Source organism: Salinicola acroporae (assembly GCF_003206615.1).
Classification (GTDB): Bacteria; Pseudomonadota; Gammaproteobacteria; order Pseudomonadales; family Halomonadaceae; genus Salinicola; species Salinicola acroporae.
Genome location: NZ_PZJW01000003.1, coordinates 65,243 through 81,838 on the forward strand (window position 1 = coordinate 65,243; position 16,596 = coordinate 81,838).

14 protein-coding genes are annotated in these 16,596 nt (G+C 66.0%); 6 read left to right on the top strand and 8 right to left on the bottom strand.

The window, feature by feature from the left end; genetic code table 11:
- Window positions 1-58: 58 nt before the first annotated feature.
- Entirely contained in the window at window positions 59-1,576 is a 1,518-nt protein-coding gene (gene ilvA, locus DOM54_RS04425; RefSeq protein WP_110715191.1) for a threonine ammonia-lyase, biosynthetic, read from the bottom strand.
- Between the two features lie 197 nt (window positions 1,577-1,773).
- On the opposite strand from ilvA, the gene rpiA reads away from it, so the two are divergent.
- Complete coding sequence (gene rpiA, locus DOM54_RS04430; protein ID WP_110715192.1) at window positions 1,774-2,445, top strand: ribose-5-phosphate isomerase RpiA; 672 nt, start codon at window positions 1,774-1,776, stop codon at window positions 2,443-2,445.
- A gap of 9 nt (window positions 2,446-2,454) precedes the next feature.
- On the opposite strand, the gene DOM54_RS04435 is transcribed toward rpiA, so the two are convergent.
- Window positions 2,455-3,450 (bottom strand): 2-hydroxyacid dehydrogenase, encoded by a 996-nt coding sequence (locus DOM54_RS04435; protein WP_110715193.1) that lies wholly within the window; start codon window positions 3,448-3,450, stop codon window positions 2,455-2,457.
- 127 nt (window positions 3,451-3,577) lie between these two features.
- On the opposite strand from DOM54_RS04435, the gene DOM54_RS04440 reads away from it, so the two are divergent.
- Window positions 3,578-4,489: a histone deacetylase family protein gene (locus DOM54_RS04440; RefSeq protein WP_240613765.1), complete on the top strand. Its 912-nt coding sequence runs from the start codon at window positions 3,578-3,580 to the stop codon at window positions 4,487-4,489.
- Here DOM54_RS04440 and DOM54_RS04445 read toward each other — a convergent pair.
- Both DOM54_RS04445 and DOM54_RS04450 read right to left on the bottom strand, forming a co-directional pair.
- Complete coding sequence (locus DOM54_RS04445) at window positions 4,444-5,439, bottom strand: glycosyl transferase family 90 (RefSeq protein ID WP_240613766.1); 996 nt, start codon at window positions 5,437-5,439, stop codon at window positions 4,444-4,446. The genes DOM54_RS04440 and DOM54_RS04445 overlap by 46 nt on opposite strands.
- 155 nt (window positions 5,440-5,594) lie before the next feature.
- Window positions 5,595-5,990 carry a winged helix-turn-helix transcriptional regulator gene (locus tag DOM54_RS04450; RefSeq protein ID WP_110715196.1) on the bottom strand — a complete coding sequence of 132 codons (396 nt, stop codon included), beginning with the start codon at window positions 5,988-5,990 and terminating at the stop codon, window positions 5,595-5,597.
- 120 nt (window positions 5,991-6,110) lie between these two features.
- Between DOM54_RS04450 and DOM54_RS04455 the strand changes: the two genes are divergently transcribed.
- The gene (locus tag DOM54_RS04455) at window positions 6,111-7,124 is read left to right on the top strand and encodes a zinc-binding alcohol dehydrogenase family protein (RefSeq protein ID WP_110715197.1); all 1,014 of its coding nucleotides are present in this window, start codon (window positions 6,111-6,113) and stop codon (window positions 7,122-7,124) included.
- A gap of 210 nt (window positions 7,125-7,334) precedes the next feature.
- Here the strand turns inward: DOM54_RS04455 and waaA are convergent, their stop codons facing one another.
- The 3 genes from waaA to DOM54_RS04470 are packed head-to-tail and all read right to left on the bottom strand — an operon-like array spanning window position 7,335 to window position 11,169.
- A complete protein-coding gene (waaA, locus tag DOM54_RS04460) occupies window positions 7,335-8,633 on the bottom strand; it encodes a lipid IV(A) 3-deoxy-D-manno-octulosonic acid transferase (protein WP_110715198.1) in 1,299 nt (432 codons plus the stop codon).
- 6 nt (window positions 8,634-8,639) lie between these two features.
- Window positions 8,640-10,070, bottom strand: a complete 1,431-nt coding sequence (hldE, locus tag DOM54_RS04465) for a bifunctional D-glycero-beta-D-manno-heptose-7-phosphate kinase/D-glycero-beta-D-manno-heptose 1-phosphate adenylyltransferase HldE (RefSeq protein ID WP_110715199.1) — start codon at window positions 10,068-10,070, stop codon at window positions 8,640-8,642.
- On the bottom strand, window positions 10,060-11,169 hold the full coding sequence (locus tag DOM54_RS04470) for a glycosyltransferase family 9 protein (protein WP_110715200.1): 1,110 nt from the start codon (window positions 11,167-11,169) through the stop codon (window positions 10,060-10,062). Before DOM54_RS04470 ends, hldE begins: the two co-directional genes overlap by 11 nt.
- A gap of 255 nt (window positions 11,170-11,424) precedes the next feature.
- Between DOM54_RS04470 and DOM54_RS04475 the strand changes: the two genes are divergently transcribed.
- On the top strand, window positions 11,425-12,504 hold the full coding sequence (locus tag DOM54_RS04475; RefSeq protein ID WP_110715201.1) for a glycosyltransferase family 4 protein: 1,080 nt from the start codon (window positions 11,425-11,427) through the stop codon (window positions 12,502-12,504).
- Window positions 12,505-12,664: 160 nt separating this feature from the next.
- Here DOM54_RS04475 and DOM54_RS04480 read toward each other — a convergent pair whose 3' ends face one another.
- Window positions 12,665-13,792 (bottom strand): glycosyltransferase family 4 protein, encoded by a 1,128-nt coding sequence (locus DOM54_RS04480; RefSeq protein ID WP_240613767.1) that lies wholly within the window; start codon window positions 13,790-13,792, stop codon window positions 12,665-12,667.
- Window positions 13,793-13,975: 183 nt separating this feature from the next.
- Between DOM54_RS04480 and DOM54_RS04485 the strand changes: the two genes are divergently transcribed.
- Both DOM54_RS04485 and DOM54_RS04490 read left to right on the top strand, forming a co-directional pair.
- Window positions 13,976-14,713, top strand: coding sequence for a 3-deoxy-D-manno-octulosonic acid kinase (locus DOM54_RS04485; protein WP_110715203.1), 738 nt, complete (start codon window positions 13,976-13,978; stop codon window positions 14,711-14,713).
- Between the two features lie 6 nt (window positions 14,714-14,719).
- The gene (locus DOM54_RS04490; protein ID WP_110715204.1) at window positions 14,720-16,561 is read left to right on the top strand and encodes a DUF3413 domain-containing protein; all 1,842 of its coding nucleotides are present in this window, start codon (window positions 14,720-14,722) and stop codon (window positions 16,559-16,561) included.
- Window positions 16,562-16,596 lie beyond the last annotated feature (35 nt).

A 16,596-nucleotide genomic window follows, 5' to 3' on the forward strand; every position in this document is an offset into this window, starting at 1 on the left:
TCGGATTCAGGGACTTTTAGCGCCTATTTCATCCTTTCACGACGATTACCGACGAAGTCTAGGCCATGAACAGCCGGTAGGCCGTATTGTCAGTCTCCTTCCAGTAACGATAGCCGATGCGATCGAAGTGTTCCTCGGCATGGGCACGGTCGCCATTGGGCATCTGCAGTCCCACCAGCACCCGGCCGTAGGCGGCGCCGTGATTGCGGTAGTGGAACAGCGAGATGTTCCAGTCCGCCGGCAGGTGGGTGAGAAAGTTCATCAGCGCGCCAGGGCGTTCGGGGAATTCGAAGCGATAGACCTCCTCCTCGAAACGCTCCCGGGGTCGACCGCCGCCCAGATGGCGGATGTGAAGCTTGGCCAGTTCGTTGTCGGTGAGATCCTCGACCGGATAGTCTGCCTCGCGCAGGCGGCGGATCAGCTCTTCGCGATCCTCGCCCCCCGGTTTGACCTGAACACCGACGAAGATGTGCGCGTTCTCCGGATCGGCGTAGCGATAGTTGAATTCGGTCACCATGCGCCGCCCGATCACCCGGCAGAACTGCTTGAAGCTGCCCGGCCGCTCGGGGATCTCCACCGCCAGGATCGCCTCGCGCTGCTCGCCCAGCTCGGTGCGCTCGGCGACGTGCTGGAGCCGGTCGAAATTGATATTGGCGCCCGAGTTGATGCACATCAGTGTCTGGTCACGCGCCTGGGTCTGCTGGATATACTTCTTGAGCCCCGCCAGCGACAGCGCACCGGAGGTTTCCGCCACCGCCCGCGTGTCATCGAACGTGTCCTTCACCGCCGCGCACATCTCGTCGGTGTTGACGGTGATCACGCCGTCGACGTGATGACGCAGGATCTCGAACGGCGCCTCGCCGATCTGCGCCACCGCGACGCCCTCGGCAAACACCCCGACCTGCTCCAGCGTCACCCGCTCGCCGGCCTCCATGGCCGCCTTGAGACAGGCGGAGTCCTCGGCTTCGACACCGAACACCTTGATCTCCGGTCGCAGATACTTGATGTAGGCCGCGATGCCCGCCAGCAGCCCCCCGCCACCGACGGGGACGAAGATCGCATCGAGCGGACCGGCGTGCTGGCGCAGGATCTCCATCGCCACCGTCCCCTGGCCGGCGATCACGTCGAAATCGTCGTAGGGCGGGATATAGGTATAGCCATGTTCGGCGATCAGCTCCCGGGCGTGGCTCAGCGCATCACCGAAGGCGTCGCCCTTGAGCACCACCCTGGCGCCCCAGCCCCGGACCGCCGACACCTTGATATCCGGCGTGACCCGCGGCATCACGATCACCGCCTTGACCCCCATCTGCCTGGCCGCCATCGCCAGCCCCTGGGCATGATTGCCCGCGGACGCCGCGATCACGCCGTTGGCCTTCTGCTCGTCACTCAGTTGCGCCATCTTGTTGTAGGCGCCGCGAATCTTGAACGAAAAGACCGGCTGCAGGTCTTCGCGCTTGATCAGAATCCGGTTGGAAAAGCGGCGGGAGAGCGCGGGCAGCGGGGAAATCGGAGTCTCCCGGGCCGCCTCGTAGACACGGGCCTGGAGGATCTTCTTGACGATGTCTTCGAGTTGCATTCGGGTATGTCCTGGCGAACAGCTGGGGTGCAGCGCTCCCGCCTCGAGAGCGGCGGGCTTTGATGGACCCGTATTGTTAGCAGACCCCGGCCCCGAGCGTCCAGCGACATCGGCAGCGTGTGCCGCTTGCTTTATACTGGCCGCGCTCCGAGCGTACCCCAATCGAACCCTTCTCCACTCAGCCTGCCGGAACCGACATGACCCAGGACGATCTCAAGCGCGCCGTCGCCGCCGCAGCCCTAGAAGACATCGACAACCTGCTGACCCCGGATGCGGTGATCGGCGTGGGCACGGGCTCCACGGCCAACCACTTCATCGACCTGCTGGCCGCCCGCCGACACGACTTCCGCGGCGCGGTCGCAAGTTCGGAAGCGACGGCAGCGCGGCTGAAATCCCACGGTATCGACGTGCTGGAGCTCAACCATGTCGGCACCGTCCCGGTCTATGTCGACGGCGCCGACGAGATCGATGCCAGACTGCGCATGATCAAGGGCGGCGGCGCGGCGCTGACCCGGGAAAAGATCGTGGCCGCCTGCGCCGAGCGCTTCATCTGCATCGCCGATGCCAGCAAGCGGGTCGAGGTGCTGGGTGGCTTCCCGCTGCCGATCGAGGTGATTCCGATGGCGCGCTCCTATGTCGCCCGCGAAATGGTCAAGCTGGGCATCACGCCGGTCTATCGGGATGGCGTGCTGACCGACAACGGCAACCGCATCCTCGACGGTTACGACAAGCTGTTCGACGAGCCCGAGGCGATGGAAGCGGCGCTGGATGCGCTGGTCGGCGTGGTCACCAACGGCTTGTTCGCCAAACGCCCGGCCGATGTGCTGATGCTGGGCAGCAACGCTGGGGTGGAGCGCCTGACCCGCTGACCCGGCCCGCTACAGCCGGTTGGGGCACTCGATACCTTCGGCGAAGGCCATCAGGTTGGCGCGGGTCACCTGGGCGATCTCGCGCAGCGCCTCGACGGTGAAAAACCCCTGGTGTCCGGTGATCAGCACATTGGGAAAACTCGCCAGGCGCGCGAACACGTCATCGTCGATGATCTCCGCCGAGTGGTCGCGGAAGAACAGCTCACTCTCCTGCTCGTAGACATCGATGGCCAGCGCGCCCAGTTGACGCGACTTCAGCGCGCCAATGACCGCGGGCGTATCGATCAGCGCCCCTCGCGAGGTATTGACCAGCATGGCGCCCGGCTTCATCGCCGCCAAGGTCCCGTCATCGATCAGGTGATGGGTCTGCTCGGTCAGCGGACAGTGCAGCGAGACGATATCGGAGCGAGCCAGCAGCGCCTCGAGCGGGACCGCTTCCCCGTAGGCCTGGAACGCCTCGGCCGGATAGGGATCATGGCCCAGCACCTCGCAGCCGAGTCCTTTCAGGATGCGTGCCATGCACAGTCCGATCCGGCCCGTCCCGATCACGCCCGCCGTCTTGCCATGAAGGGTGACGCCCAGCAGCCCGTCGAGTGCGAAGTTGCCCTCGCGCACGCGGTTGAAGGCCCGGTGAGTCTTGCGGTTCAGGGTCATGATCATCGCCAGCGCGTGCTCCGCCACCGCCTCCGGCGAGTAGGCCGGCACCCGCGCCACGAACAGCCCGAGCCGATGGGCAGCCGCGAGATCGATGTTGTTGAAACCGGCGCAGCGCAGCACGATCGCACGGATCCCGAGGGTGGCCAGCGTGTCGAGCACGGCGGCGTCCAGGCAGTCGTTGACGAACACGCAGACCGCATCGCTGCCCGCTGCCAGCGTAACGGTGCCGGCATCGAGACTGGCTTCCTGGTAGTGCCACTCGATGTCGTCATCGGCATCTTGAACGGCAGCAAGTTCGTCGAAAAAGCGTCGATCGTAGGGCTGGGCACTGAAAACGGTAACTCGCATGGCGAAAAACTCGCGGCAACGGAGGGCATCTCCCAGCGTAGCGATCCCTGGCGCCGCCGCCAGGGACCAAATGCCGCGGCCCAGTCCCGGCGGCTTTTCCATCGACCCGAGCGGAGGTCACTCGAGCGTGCTCCCTATCGTCCATCATCCCGGCTATAGCATCGAATGGCCCGAGCGCCATCCGTTCCCGATGGCGAAATTCCGAGTCCTGCGCCGACGCCTGTCGACGCTGGCGTTCGACGACCGTGACGACGTTTGCTGGATCACCCCTGCCCCGGCGACAAGTCAAGCGCTATTGCGTGGGCACACCGCCGACTACCTGCAGCGTTTTTATCTGGGCGAGATGGCGACCACGCGGCGTACGCCGAGCGGCTTCCCCTGGTCACCCGCGCTGGTCGACCGCACCCTGCTGGAAGTCGGCGGGACGCTCGCCGCGGTGGACAGCGCCATGGAGACCGGGCTGGCGCTCAACACCGCCGGCGGCACCCACCACGCCTACGCCGATCGTGCCAGCGGCTACTGCCTGCTCAACGATCTCGCGGTAGCCGCCCATCACCTGCTGGCCGAGTATCGTCTCGAGCGGGTCCTGATCGTCGACTGCGACGTGCACCAAGGGGATGGAACGGCCTGGATCTTCCGCGACGAGCCACGGGTCTTCACGCTGTCGCTCCACGGCGAGGCCAACTTTCCGTTCGAGAAGCGCCAGAGCGATCGCGACGTGGCGCTGCCGCGCGGTACCGGGGACGACGCCTATCTGGCGCGGCTCGAGGCGGCGCTGGACCCGATTCTGAACGACTTCCAGCCGCAGTTCGTGCTGTTCGATGCCGGCGCCGACGTCCACGCCGACGATCGGCTGGGCCACCTGGCGTTGAGCGACCACGGTCTCTATCGTCGCGATCACCGGGTGCTGGCGGACTGTCGCAGGCGCGGCATTCCCGTCGCCGGCGTCATCGGCGGTGGCTATGACCGCGACCTCGAGGCACTGGCCGAGCGTCACGCCCAGTTGTTTCTCGCCGCGCTGGCGTTGACCTCCGAATGAAGGGGCAGCGGGGCGTCACGGGGCGAGAGCTGTCCGGAAAGCACGAAATAGCGGTGCATCACCAGCAGCGCGATCAGGTGCTCGAGACGCGTGTCGCGAAATCGATCCACGTGGGCGTTGGCGTTGCGGATGATCGCTTCGGCTTCCCCCGGACGCGCCGTGTAATAGTCCATCTTCTCCTCGAGGTCGTGGCAATCCTCGGCCAGCGGCACGTAGTGGACATAGGGTTCCAGCGTGCCTTCCATGAACCAGGTCTCGTAACGCGGAGGCGGCATCAGGCAGAGCGAGTTCGACGACAGGATCCACTTCAGATTGGTGGCAACGTCCTTGCCCTCGAGACTCAGTACGAACTTGTACTGCAGTTGCGCCTCGATCGACAGGTAGGGACGATAATCCGGTTGATGGTGCCGCCTGGCATGGCTCTGGCCGATATCCATCCGCGGGTGCCGGCATAACTGGCGCAGCACCGCTGCCCGGTGCTCGTGGAAACACTTTCCCCGCCAGACGACGCCGGTCTTCTTGTCGGCGTACCGCAACCGGTCGTTGGCGAAATGAAAGTGGCGCACGCTGTTGAGTTTCAACAGCAGATTGTTGGCGTTGCTCGGCGGGGTCTGGCGACAGATCGGACGGCTCTTGACGATCGTCGGCGTCTCGGCCACCCAGGTCACATCGCCGAAGCGGTAGTTGAAACGCAGCTCGGGGTCGAAATGACGAACCACCCGCTTGGCATCCAGATAGTAGGCGCCGCGTCGTTCGTAGCGGAAATCGCCGATGCGCACCGCGGCCTCGTCGAGATCGAAGGGGCTCTGCTGACGATGGTAGTAGTCGACCCGCGCCAGCACGGCCTGGCGCTGCATGGGAGAGAGCGGCTCCACCAGCCGGTCCAGGCGCAGGCGATACAGACTGTCGGGCAGTAGCAGGCTGGCGATACCGCCAGCGTAGAATCGCAATTTGCGACTCCTGAAGCGCAGGTTCATGGAGTGATACCGGAAGAGGGATTCAGGTCGTCCCACGATTGTCGTCGCCGGCGATGACAAGCGTCTGACACACCGACCCGGCATCCGCCCGACGATTCAGCGCCCGGCGATAGCTCCCGAAGGCACGCTCACGCCTGCCCTGCCGCGCCCCCTTCACGGGGCTCTGCTGGCGTCCCCGACGGCCCGAACAGATCGAGATGCGCATCGCCCCAGTTCTTGAGCGCCATCAGCACCGGCGTCAGCTCGCGCCCCAACGCCGTCAGACTGTACTCCACCCTGGGCGGCACCTCGGCGTGGACCTCGCGATGGATCAGGCCATCGACCTCGAGTTCGCGCAACTGGTTGGTCAGCATGCGTTGGGTGACGCCACCGATGCGCCGCCGCAGCTCACTGAAGCGCAACGTGCCCTCGTCGAGCAGATACCACAGCACGACACCTTTCCATTTACCGCAGATCAGACTCACCGCCGCCTCCACGGCGCAGCCGGGGCTACCATCGAAACGGGAAAATCGCGCTTTGGCCATCCAGGTATCCTTTTTGACACTAGGGTAACGACAGGGAACTAACAGCGTTCGTTGTACGTACGTTGCCTCCGCGATTTTACTCTAGGATTCACGCAGACACCTCATGACTGGAGAACCCGAATGAAAGCCGTCGCCTACCGCAACGCCGGGGCCATCGACCGCGATGACGCCCTGATCGACATCGAACTCGACGAACCCACGCCCGGTGACCGCGACCTGCTGGTCGAGATTCACGCCGTGTCGGTCAACCCGGTCGATACCAAGGTGCGCGGCAATATGGCACCCGAGGCCGGCACGGCCCGGGTACTGGGTTGGGACGCGGCCGGCGTGGTCAAGGCCGTCGGCCGCGACGTGAAGGGCTTCACACCGGGAGACGAGGTCTGGTACTCGGGCGATCTGCAGCGCCCGGGGACCAATGCCGAATATCACCTCGTCGACGAGCGGCTGGTGAGCAGGAAGCCGACATCGCTGAGCTTCGCCGAGGCGGCTGCCCTGCCGCTGACCTCCCTCACCGCCTGGGAGATGCTGTTCGACCGGCTCGACGTGACGCGTTCCGTTCCCGGCGCGGCCAACGCCGTGCTCATCGTCGGCGGCGCTGGCGGCGTGGGTTCGATCGCCATCCAACTGCTGAAACGGCGGACCGATCTCACGGTCATCGCCACCGCCTCGCGCCCGGAAACCCGTGAGTGGGTGGAAAGCCTGGGAGCCGAAGCCGTGATCGATCATCGCCAGCCGCTGCCCGCGCAGATCGAGGCGCTGGGGTTCGGTGCCCCCGGCCTGGTCTTCTCGACCACCCACAGCGACAAGCATCGCGATGACATCATCGCGCTGATGGCGCCCCAGGGCCGGTTCGGATTGATCGATGACCCGGTCGGCTTCGTGATCGACGACTTCAAGCGCAAGTCGATCTCGATCCACTGGGAGCTGATGTACACCCGCTCGCTGTTCCAGACTCCGGACATGCACGCTCAGGGTGACATTCTCGAGCGGGTGGCGGCGATGGTCGATCGTGGCGAGATTCGCACGACGCTGACCGAGACGCTGGGCACCATCGACGCAGCCAATCTCAAACGAGCCCATGCCCTGATCGAAAGCGGGCGGGCACGAGGCAAGGTGGTGCTGGAAGGCTTCTAGGCACTGTCTGAAGAGTAGTGTGCTCGCCCATGTGACGTTAAAAACCGGCTCGCTGAACAACGTTCAGAACGTCCGAAGGGCGAGCGGAGCGAGTCACATGCTCATTGACACCCCGGTAAACGGGTGTGCCAGTCCGGTCCGTTCTCGCCGGTTTTTGCCTTAGCTGCGCGCCCCGGCCTGGCCTTCGCTCGTCGACTTTTCGGACAGCACCTAGGTCTCGTTTGTCGAGGCGACGAGCATCGCCGCCACCGCCCGGCGGGTCTGCCGGAGCGCTCCCCGGTTGGCCTCGACCACGGCCCGCCCGGCCGCGCCAAGGCGGTGGCGGCGATCGTCGTCCTCGAACAGCGAGATCAGCGTGGTGCCTAGCGCTCCACCATCGGCGACCTCGAGCCTGGCCTCGCTGGCCGCCAGGGTGTCGGCGATCTCACGCAAGTTGTCGAGATAGGGGCCGCTCACCACCGCCACACCCAGCGCCGCCGGTTCGAGCAGGTTGTGACCGCCGATCGGCTCGAGCGAGCCACCGACGAAGGCGACGTCGGCGCAGCCGTAGAGCCGCATCAGGTCGCCCATGGTATCGCCCAGCAGTACCGTGGTTTCCGCGGTGACCGGCCGCTGCGCGCCCAATCGCACGACCGACTCCCCTCGCTCGCGGCAGATCGCGTCGACGGCATCGAAGCGCTGGGGATGGCGCGGCACCAGAATCAGCAGCGCATCGGGGAAACGGCGTCTGAGCGCGGCATGCGCGATCAGCGCCTGTTCGTCTTCTCCCGGATGGGTGGAGCCCGCGATCCAGACTGGCCGCGCGCCCCAGCTCGCCCGTAATCGCCGGCTCACGGCCACCGTCTCGTCGTCGACGGCGAGGTCGAATTTCAACGCCCCAGTGACCGTCACCCGCGTCGTCGGGGCGCCCAGCGAGACGAAACGCTCGGCGTCCAGTGGCGACTTGGCACCGATCCAGGCCACCGTTTCGAGCATACCCCGGCTCAGGGCGCCGAAGCGCTGGTAGAGCCGAAAGGCACTGGCGCTCAAGCGGCCATTGGCCACCACCACCGGCACGCCCCGGCGTCGGCACGCCGCCAGCAGGTTTGGCCAGAGCTCGGTTTCGGCGATGACCGCCAGGCGAGGATTCAGTCGGGCGATGAAACGTCGCGCGCTGATCGGAAAATCCAGCGGCAGGAAGTGGTGGGAGACCCGTTCGCCGAACGCCTGGCGAACGCGCTCGGCACCGGTGGCGGTCATGGTGGTGACGACCAGGTCGTGATCCGGGTGATCATCGAGCAGCGAGCGGATCAGGGGCGCCGCCGTGACGACTTCACCCACCGATGCGGCATGCAGCCACAGCCGCGGACGATCACCCTCCACGGTAATGAAGCCCAGCCGCTCGCGACGGGGGTGAGTGGGTAACCACTCACGCCACACCCGCCACCAGATCAGCGGCGACAACAGGTAGGCGGCCAGCGAGTAGAGCCAGCGCGCGAGCCGCGACGGGAGGCCGTGTCGAGCGCGCACCGCGACTCAGCGCTCGCGGTCGAGAATGGTATCGATCATGGTGGTGGTCGAGACGCCATCCTCGAAGCCCAGCACCAGGACCTCGCCGCCATTGGCGATGACCGCCTCGCCGCCGGCGATATCCTCCGGCCGGTAGTCGCCCCCCTTGACCAGCCGATCCGGCAGGATCGCCTCGATCAGCCGCGCCGGCGTGTCCTCGCCGAAGGGAACGACCCAGTCCACCGCGGCCAACCCCGCCAGCACCTGTGCCCGGCGCGCCAACGTGTTGATGGGCCGCTTCGGCCCCTTGAGCCGCGCCACCGAGGCGTCGTCGTTGACCGCCACGATCAGGCGGTCGCCGAGGCGCTTGGCCTGTTCCAGGTACGCCACGTGGCCGGCATGCAGGATGTCGAAGCAGCCGTTGGTCATCACCACGCGCTCGCCACGGGCCTGCGCGGCACGCACCGCCCCGATGAGCGGGCCCTCCCCGATGACGCCGTATTCGGCCAGACTGTCGCCGTGCAGTGCCGTGTAGAGCTCCGCTACCGACAGCACTGCGGTGCCGGGTTTCGCCACCACCAGCCCGGCGGCGAGATTGGCCAGCATCACCGCCTCGCCGAAGCCGTGGCCGGCGGCCAGCGCCAGCCCCAGTACCCCGATCACGGTATCGCCGGCGCCGGTGACGTCGAACACCTCCCGCGCATGGGTCGGCAGGTGGAGCGGGGCGAGGCCCTCACGAATCAGGGTCATGCCGCGCTCGCTGCGAGTGACCAGCAGCGCTTCCAGCGCCAGCGACGCCCGCAGCGCCTCGCCCTTTTCCGCCAGTTCGGCATCGTCGGCACAGGGCCCGACGATCGCCTCGAATTCGGCCAGGTTGGGCGTGATCACGCTGGCACCGCGATAGCGGCTGAAATCGCTGCCCTTGGGATCGACCAGCACCCGCTTGCCCGCCGCCCGGGCCGTGGCGATCAGCGCCTCGACCCGGTTCAGGCTGCCCTTGCCGTAGTCGGAGAGAATCACCACTTCGGCATCGCCCAGCGCGGCCTCGACCTTGGCGATCAGCGGCGCGGTATCGACATTCCACAGCGGCGATTCGAAGTCGAGACGGATCAACTGCTGGTTGCGACTCATGACGCGCAGCTTGGTGATCGTCGGTACTTCCGGGCTACGCTGAAAGTGAGCGCTTACATTCGCGGCTTCCAGCGCCCGTTCGAGATGGTCGGCATTGTCGTCGTGCCCCACCACGCCCGCCAGACTGGCGTGGCCTCCCAGCGATGCGATGTTGAGGGCCACGTTGGCCGCCCCGCCCGGACGGTCGTCGGCATCCTCCACCTTCACCACCGGCACCGGCGCTTCGGGCGAGATCCGCGACGTCGCGCCATGCCAGTAGCGGTCGAGCATGACATCGCCCACCACCAGCAGACGGGCGTGCTCCAACTGCGAGAGATCAACCTTCATGCGGCGGCTCCGTTACGTCATCGGCGTTGGCGGTATCGCGTGTCGCGGTCATCAGTCCATCCAGGTGCTCGACCACGTCGTCCAGCGTGATCAGTGCCATGGCATCGGCGTGGCGCACCCGCGTGCCCCAGTTGACGCTCTCGACGGACTTCTTCAGGTAGCGGCGCACGGCGTCAGGGTAGCGATTGACGACGTGACTGCGCCAGCAGTACGGGGCCGCGCGATCCGGGTTGGTGGTGGCGTATAGCCCCAGCGTCGGCGTGCCCAGCGCATTGGCCATGTGGACCGGGCCGGAGTCGGGTGCGATCACCACGCGCGCCCGATCCAGCAGGGCCAGCAGGCCCTTGAGCGAGGTCCGCCCGATGGCGTCGATGATCTCGACCCCGGGCACCAGCCGGCGGATCTGCTCGCCCATGTCGCGCTCCAGGGGACTGCCGCCGCCACTCATGACGGTTCTCAACCCGTAGCGCTGCCAGGCGTGCTCGATCACGGCGGCGTAGCCCTCGGCGGACCAGTTGCGGAAATTGCGCAGGCGCGGGTTGGCGCAAGGGCTGATCACCAGATAGGGCCGATCGCCGGTCAACTGGCGCGCTTCCTGGTAGGCGGCATCCGGCACCGGTAGCGACCAGTCGAGGCGGGTATCCTCGACCCCCAGCAGGCGGGCGAAATCCATGAAGGATTCGAGCACGTGCGCGCGCGGATGGGGGGCCAGCTGGCGATGGGTGAACCAGTGCTGCCAATCCTTGGCCCGCGCCTTGTCGTAACCCACCCGCACGTCGCATTTCAGTCCCAACGACAGTACGCTTGCGCGCAGCGCCTGCTGCATGTGCAACAGCACATCGAAGCGGACGTCCTCGAGCTGACGCCAAATCGCTCGCATGCCCTGAAAACCGGTGGACTTGTCGTAGGTCACCAGATCGACGCCATCGAGACCGTCCAGCAGGGCATGTTCGGCCTTGCCGACGATCCAGGTGATCCGCGCCTCGGGCCATTGACGCTGCAGCGCGCGCACCGTGGGCACCAGGTTGCAGACATCGCCCAACGCGGAGAGACGCAGGATACCGATATGTCGCGGGCGCTCTGGCAGAGATTGCTTCATGGGCCTGAATGAATTCCCATTGGGTAAAACGCCCATTCTAACGGAAGTTGACCGGGCATGACTCGCAACCCGACCAACGCGCGTCAATCATGGCGCCTCGACCGAACCCTCCAGATAAGACATTCATGATCGAAGAATCTGCTCGCGGCACCACCAGCCGCATCGGCCATCTCGTCAGCCTCAGGAACCTGGGCGGCGTGGAACGCTACTTCACCCGCTTCTACGCCCGTCATACCCCCCCAGCACGACCACCACGTGCTGTTGCAGACCGACGAGGTCCATTCACTGCTTGAGCCGGCTTACGCCCCTCACCGCACGGGGCGGATGCACAGCATCAAGGGCGGGCGCTGGCGGATTCCCAAGTTCCTGCCGAGCGTGCGCCAGCGTTATCAGCTCGCCATGATGCAGCGCCTGGGCCTGGACGCCGTGGTGGTCTGGAACAAGATCGTCAATCATCCGCTGGCGTTCGACGACAACATCCCGCTGATCCACTTCGAACGCGGGAGTGCATGGCTGGCAGCGGATGCACCCGGCCTGAGGCGTTATCTGGCGCGCCTAGACGGCGTGCTATGCAACTCCTACGCCGGCCTGCGGATGCTCCAGCTCAAGTGGCAGCTCGATCCCGATATTCCCTATCGCGTGCTGCAGAACGCCATCCGCCTCCCGGACCAGGCCTCCACTCACCCCGGCGATCGCTTCAGGCTCGGTTTCGCGGGTCGAATGACGGGCCTGAAGGCGCCGATGGTCGCCCTGGAAACCTTTGCCGAACTCAAGCAGCGCTGCCCCGAGGCGGAGCTGTGGATCGCGGGGAGCGGACCGCTGGAGCCGGTATTGAAGCGGTGGACGGCGCAATGGGGATTGAACGACAGCGTTCACTTCAAGGGCCTGGTCGACGACATGTCGGGCTTCTACGCCTCGCTTGACGCCTTCATCTGCCCCTCCTGGCGCGAACCCTTCGGCAACGTGGTCCAGGAGGCCCTGGCTCACGGCCTGCCCACGCTGGTCGGCAATGCCGATGGCCTGCCGGAGCTCGTGCACCACGGCGTCAACGGGGCCGTCCTGACCCCCGGCCGTTCGCGCCAAAGCCTGGCGCGCTATGATCCCCGCTGCGCCCAGGGGCCCGACGAGATCTACGACCCGACCACCGACCGCCTCGTCGAGGCTGGTGTTCTCGAGCCGACGGAGGCCGCCACAGTCCTCGAAGGCTGGGCCCGTGATCCGGCGCTGCGACGGCGCATGGCGCTTGCCGCACGCGAGCAGGTCGCACGCGAGTTCGATCTTGACCGCTACGGGGAGACGCTGGTGGATTTCGTCGACAGCGTAATCCGTTCCTAGGGTTTGTACGAAAAGTCAGCGAGCGAGGGCAAGACAAGGCAAAAATCGGCGAAAACGGACCGGGCTGGCGCACCAGTTTACGGGGTGTAAATGAGCATTTTGAGCCGATTTTTAACGCCGTATTGCCGAGCGCAGCTAGTTTTCGTACAAAGCCCAGCGCTCACAGTGAGGCGAAGGAGTCCCGCAACTTCTCGGTCTGACGGCGATAGGAGTAATCGCTTACCAGCTCGGCCAGCTCGGCGCCAAGCGACTCGAGGTCCGATGTCGTCATCAACTCCTCGAGGCGGTCGACCCAGCCTCGGGTATCGCGACTGTCCAGCATCAGCTCGGCATGGTCGGCCTCGAGCAATTCGGCGGCACCGGTGGTGGACGAAAGCAACACCGGCGTGCCGCAGGCCATGGCCTCGAGCGACACGCGCCCGAACTCCTCGATGTGCGCCGGCAGCACGAACAGGTCGAGCGCGCCATAGATCGTCTCGACATCGCTGACCGTGCTGCGCCAGAGAAACCGCTCGGCGATGCCGGCTCGTTCGGCCTGGCGCTGGTAGGGGGCGAAATCGTCCTTGCCGACGACGAGAAAACGGCACCGCCCCGGCAGGCGTTGCTCCAGCCCGGCGGCCATCTCGATGAAGCCGGCCACGTTGCGCTTGGTGAAATTGCCCGAGGTGATCAGCCCGATCAGGCGGGTGTCGTCCTCGATGCCCAGTTCGCGCCGCCGCGCCGCGCGGCCTGCCGTGGCCCGCTCGAGATTGAATATCTCGGGATCGTAGCCGGGGTAGCTGATCTCGATTCGCGAGTCGTCGATGCCGTAGCGATCGCGAAAATCCTTCGCCATCATTTGCGAATTGACCGCCAGGCGACGAAACCGGGCCCCCGTCAGCACCTGATCGTGAATGGCGGCCACCTCGTGCCCGGCGGGCAGATCGCGGCCATGGATGCGCTGGCTGGCGAGGTGCACGCAGTTGTGCATGTAGACGACATCGGGCGTCTCGACATCGCCGTGGCTGACCAGCATCGCCGGCCGATGACGTCGGCACCAGGCCTGCACGCGGCGGTTGAACCAGAACCGCCGAAAGGGTCCCTTGAATGGCCAGCGCTTGAGCCGAACCAGCTCGGCACCGGCGGCTTCCGCCAGCTCGCGCCGGCCTCGCTCGGCCAAAATCGTCACCCGATAGCCCAGGGTTTTCAGTGCCGCGGCCTGCTCGAAGGCATTGCGGCTGGCGCCGGTGCTCTTCTCCACCTGGCGAATGGCGATCACGGCCAGTGGCGCTTGCGAATCTTCGGTCACGACAGCTTCCTCGAGTTCAATGAACGCCCGACGGGTCGACCAATGCTCGGCGGTCCGAGACGCCGACATGCGACAGCGGGTCCGCCCGGTTACAATGCGTCCCGCGGCTCGTCGCCGCCCTGCATGTCGCCACGCTTTCGGCGCCATGCCAACCCCGCTTCGGCCCTACGTCAAGGATCGGCCATGTCGCTATCGACCTACCATCATCGGGACGCGCATATCTTATACGATCCGACGCGCCTCACTCAGCCCGACCTGCCGATTCTGCCCGAATTCGGCGAGGCCTGGCTCGACCCGGCTGCCTGGGCCGAACGCGGCCTGGTGGTCGGCTCGGCGCCCGGCCGCGGCGACAGCCAGTTCCTGGCCGTCGACGGGGCCGACTGGGTGCTGCGGCCCTATCGCCGGGGCGGCATGGCCGCCAAGGTCAGTCAAAGCAACTATCTCTGGACGGGGCTCGAGCGCACCCGCGGTTTCCGCGAGATGCGCCTGACCCGCGCGCTCCACCAACGGGGCCTGCCCGTTCCGGCGCCGGTGGCGACCATCGTGTCGAGACGCGCCCTGCGCTACCGCGCGGCGCTGATCACCGAGCGCCTGCCTGGCAGCCGGGCGCTGGCGGACCGCCTGCCCGATGCTTCGCCGGCACTGCTCGCCGATGTCGGCGCCACCATCCGCCGGTTTCACGATGCCGGGCTCGACCATGTCGACCTCAATGCGCGCAACCTGCTGGTTTCAGACGACGATAAGGTCTGGCTGATAGATTTCGACCGCTGCCGACTGCGCCCGGGAGGCGCCTGGCGTCAGCGCAATCTGTCACGACTCGAACGTTCCCTCGTTCGTTTCTCGCCCGCCAACGCGGAATCACTCTTCACCGCCATCGTCGAGGGTTACCAAGACACTCCGGTGGATCACCACAAGGCCTGACCCTTCATGCAAGATACGCTGAGGCGCCGTTGGCGTGGCACGCTCCTTTTCGCCCTGGTCCAACTGCCGCTGGTATGGCTGATCGCCCTGCGTTACTCGCCCTACCTCGCCATGCCGCACGACCCCATGGGGATCGCCTATCTGATCCTGACCTGGATCGGCCACTTCGGCATGCTGGTCCTGCTCGGCTGGCTCCCGCTGGCCGTGCTGGCGCTGGTGCTCAAGGCACGCTGGCTGTGGCTGCCGGCAACCCTGCTCGGGGCACTGGGGCTGAGCGCGCTGCTGCTGGACACGATCGTCTACGCCCAGTACCGCTTCCACGTGAATGCTTTCATGGTGTCGCTGTTCCTCAACGACAAGGATGGCGAGATCTTCAGCTTCACCACCACCACCTGGCTGATGGTGGTCGGCAGTGTGGTCGCGGCGCTGGCGCTCGAGGGCTGGCTCGCCCGGCGCCTGATCGTGGCCAACCTTGGCCGCCGCGTGCCGGTGGGTGTCTGCTGCGGGGTAGTGCTGGTAACGCTGCTCGGCAGCCACGGCTTGCACATCGTTGCCGACGCCCGCTACCACCGCAGCGTGACCCAGCAAGTCGGTATCTATCCGCTGCTGTTTCCGGCCACCGCCAAGGATTTCATGGAGCGGCACGGCTGGCTCGACCCCCGAGCCGCACGGGCCGAACGAGCCGACATCGACGCCAAGCAGGCACAGAATCTCGACTGGCCGAAGAACCCGCTGAGCTGCCAGCCCGGCACCAAGCCCAACGTCATGGTCGTCCTGATAGACTCCTGGCGCGCCGACGAATACGGCCCCCAGAACACACCCCATCTATACGCCGCATTGAACGACAGCGGCCGCCGCTATCTCGAGCACTACAGCGGCGGCAATGCCACCCGAAACGGAACCATGAGCCTGTTCTACGGCCTCAGCGGCAACTATTACGCCTATCTGGACGACACTCAGACGCCCCCGCTTCTGATCACGCAGCTGCAGAAACAGGGCTACGCGCTGGGCGTCTTCTCCTCGGCCAGCCTCGACAGCATCGGCTTCGACCGCACGATCTTCAGCTCGGTCGACCCGCTGCGACTGAGCACGCCAGGGGATTCTCCCGCCAGTCGCGACCGGCGAATGACCGAGGACTGGCTGGCCTGGTTCGACCACCAGGCACAGCAGGATGACACCCCCTGGTTCAGCATGCTGTTCTACGATGCGCCCCACGGCTACGACGTTCCCGAAGGCGCCGCCCAGCCCTACCAGCCTTCGGTGAAGGGCATGGATTATCTGGACCTGGGCCCGGACACCGACCCGGTCCCCTACGCCAACCGCCACCGCAATGCCGTGCACTACGACGACGAGCTGCTCGGCCGGGTGATCGACGATCTCAAGGCCAAGGGCGAGTGGGACGACACGATGCTGGTGGTCACCGCCGATCACGGCCAGTCGTTCAACGATTTCGGCAAGAACTACTGGGGCCACAACAGCAACTTCGCCTCGCCGCAGACCCACGTGCCGATGATCGTCACCGGCCCGGGGGTCGAGCCCGGACGCGTCGAGGGCATGACCAGCCATCTCGATGTCGCGCCGATGCTGATGCGCCACGCCCTGGGCTGCACCAACCCGCTCGCCGATTACGCCCAGGGCCAGGATCTGCTGACGCCGGGCATCGATCACCCCTGGGTCGAGGCCAGCAGCTACATCGACTACGGGATCATCGAGCCGGACCGCATCACCGTGGTCGATGGCACCGGCCAGTGGAGCATCGTCGACCGCCAGCTCGATCCCATCGACGACGCCGAGTTCTCGCCGGCGGTGTTCGAAGCGATGCAGTGGTTCCGTCAGTTCTACCGCTGACGAACCCCGCGCTACAATGCCTCAGGCGCCGACCG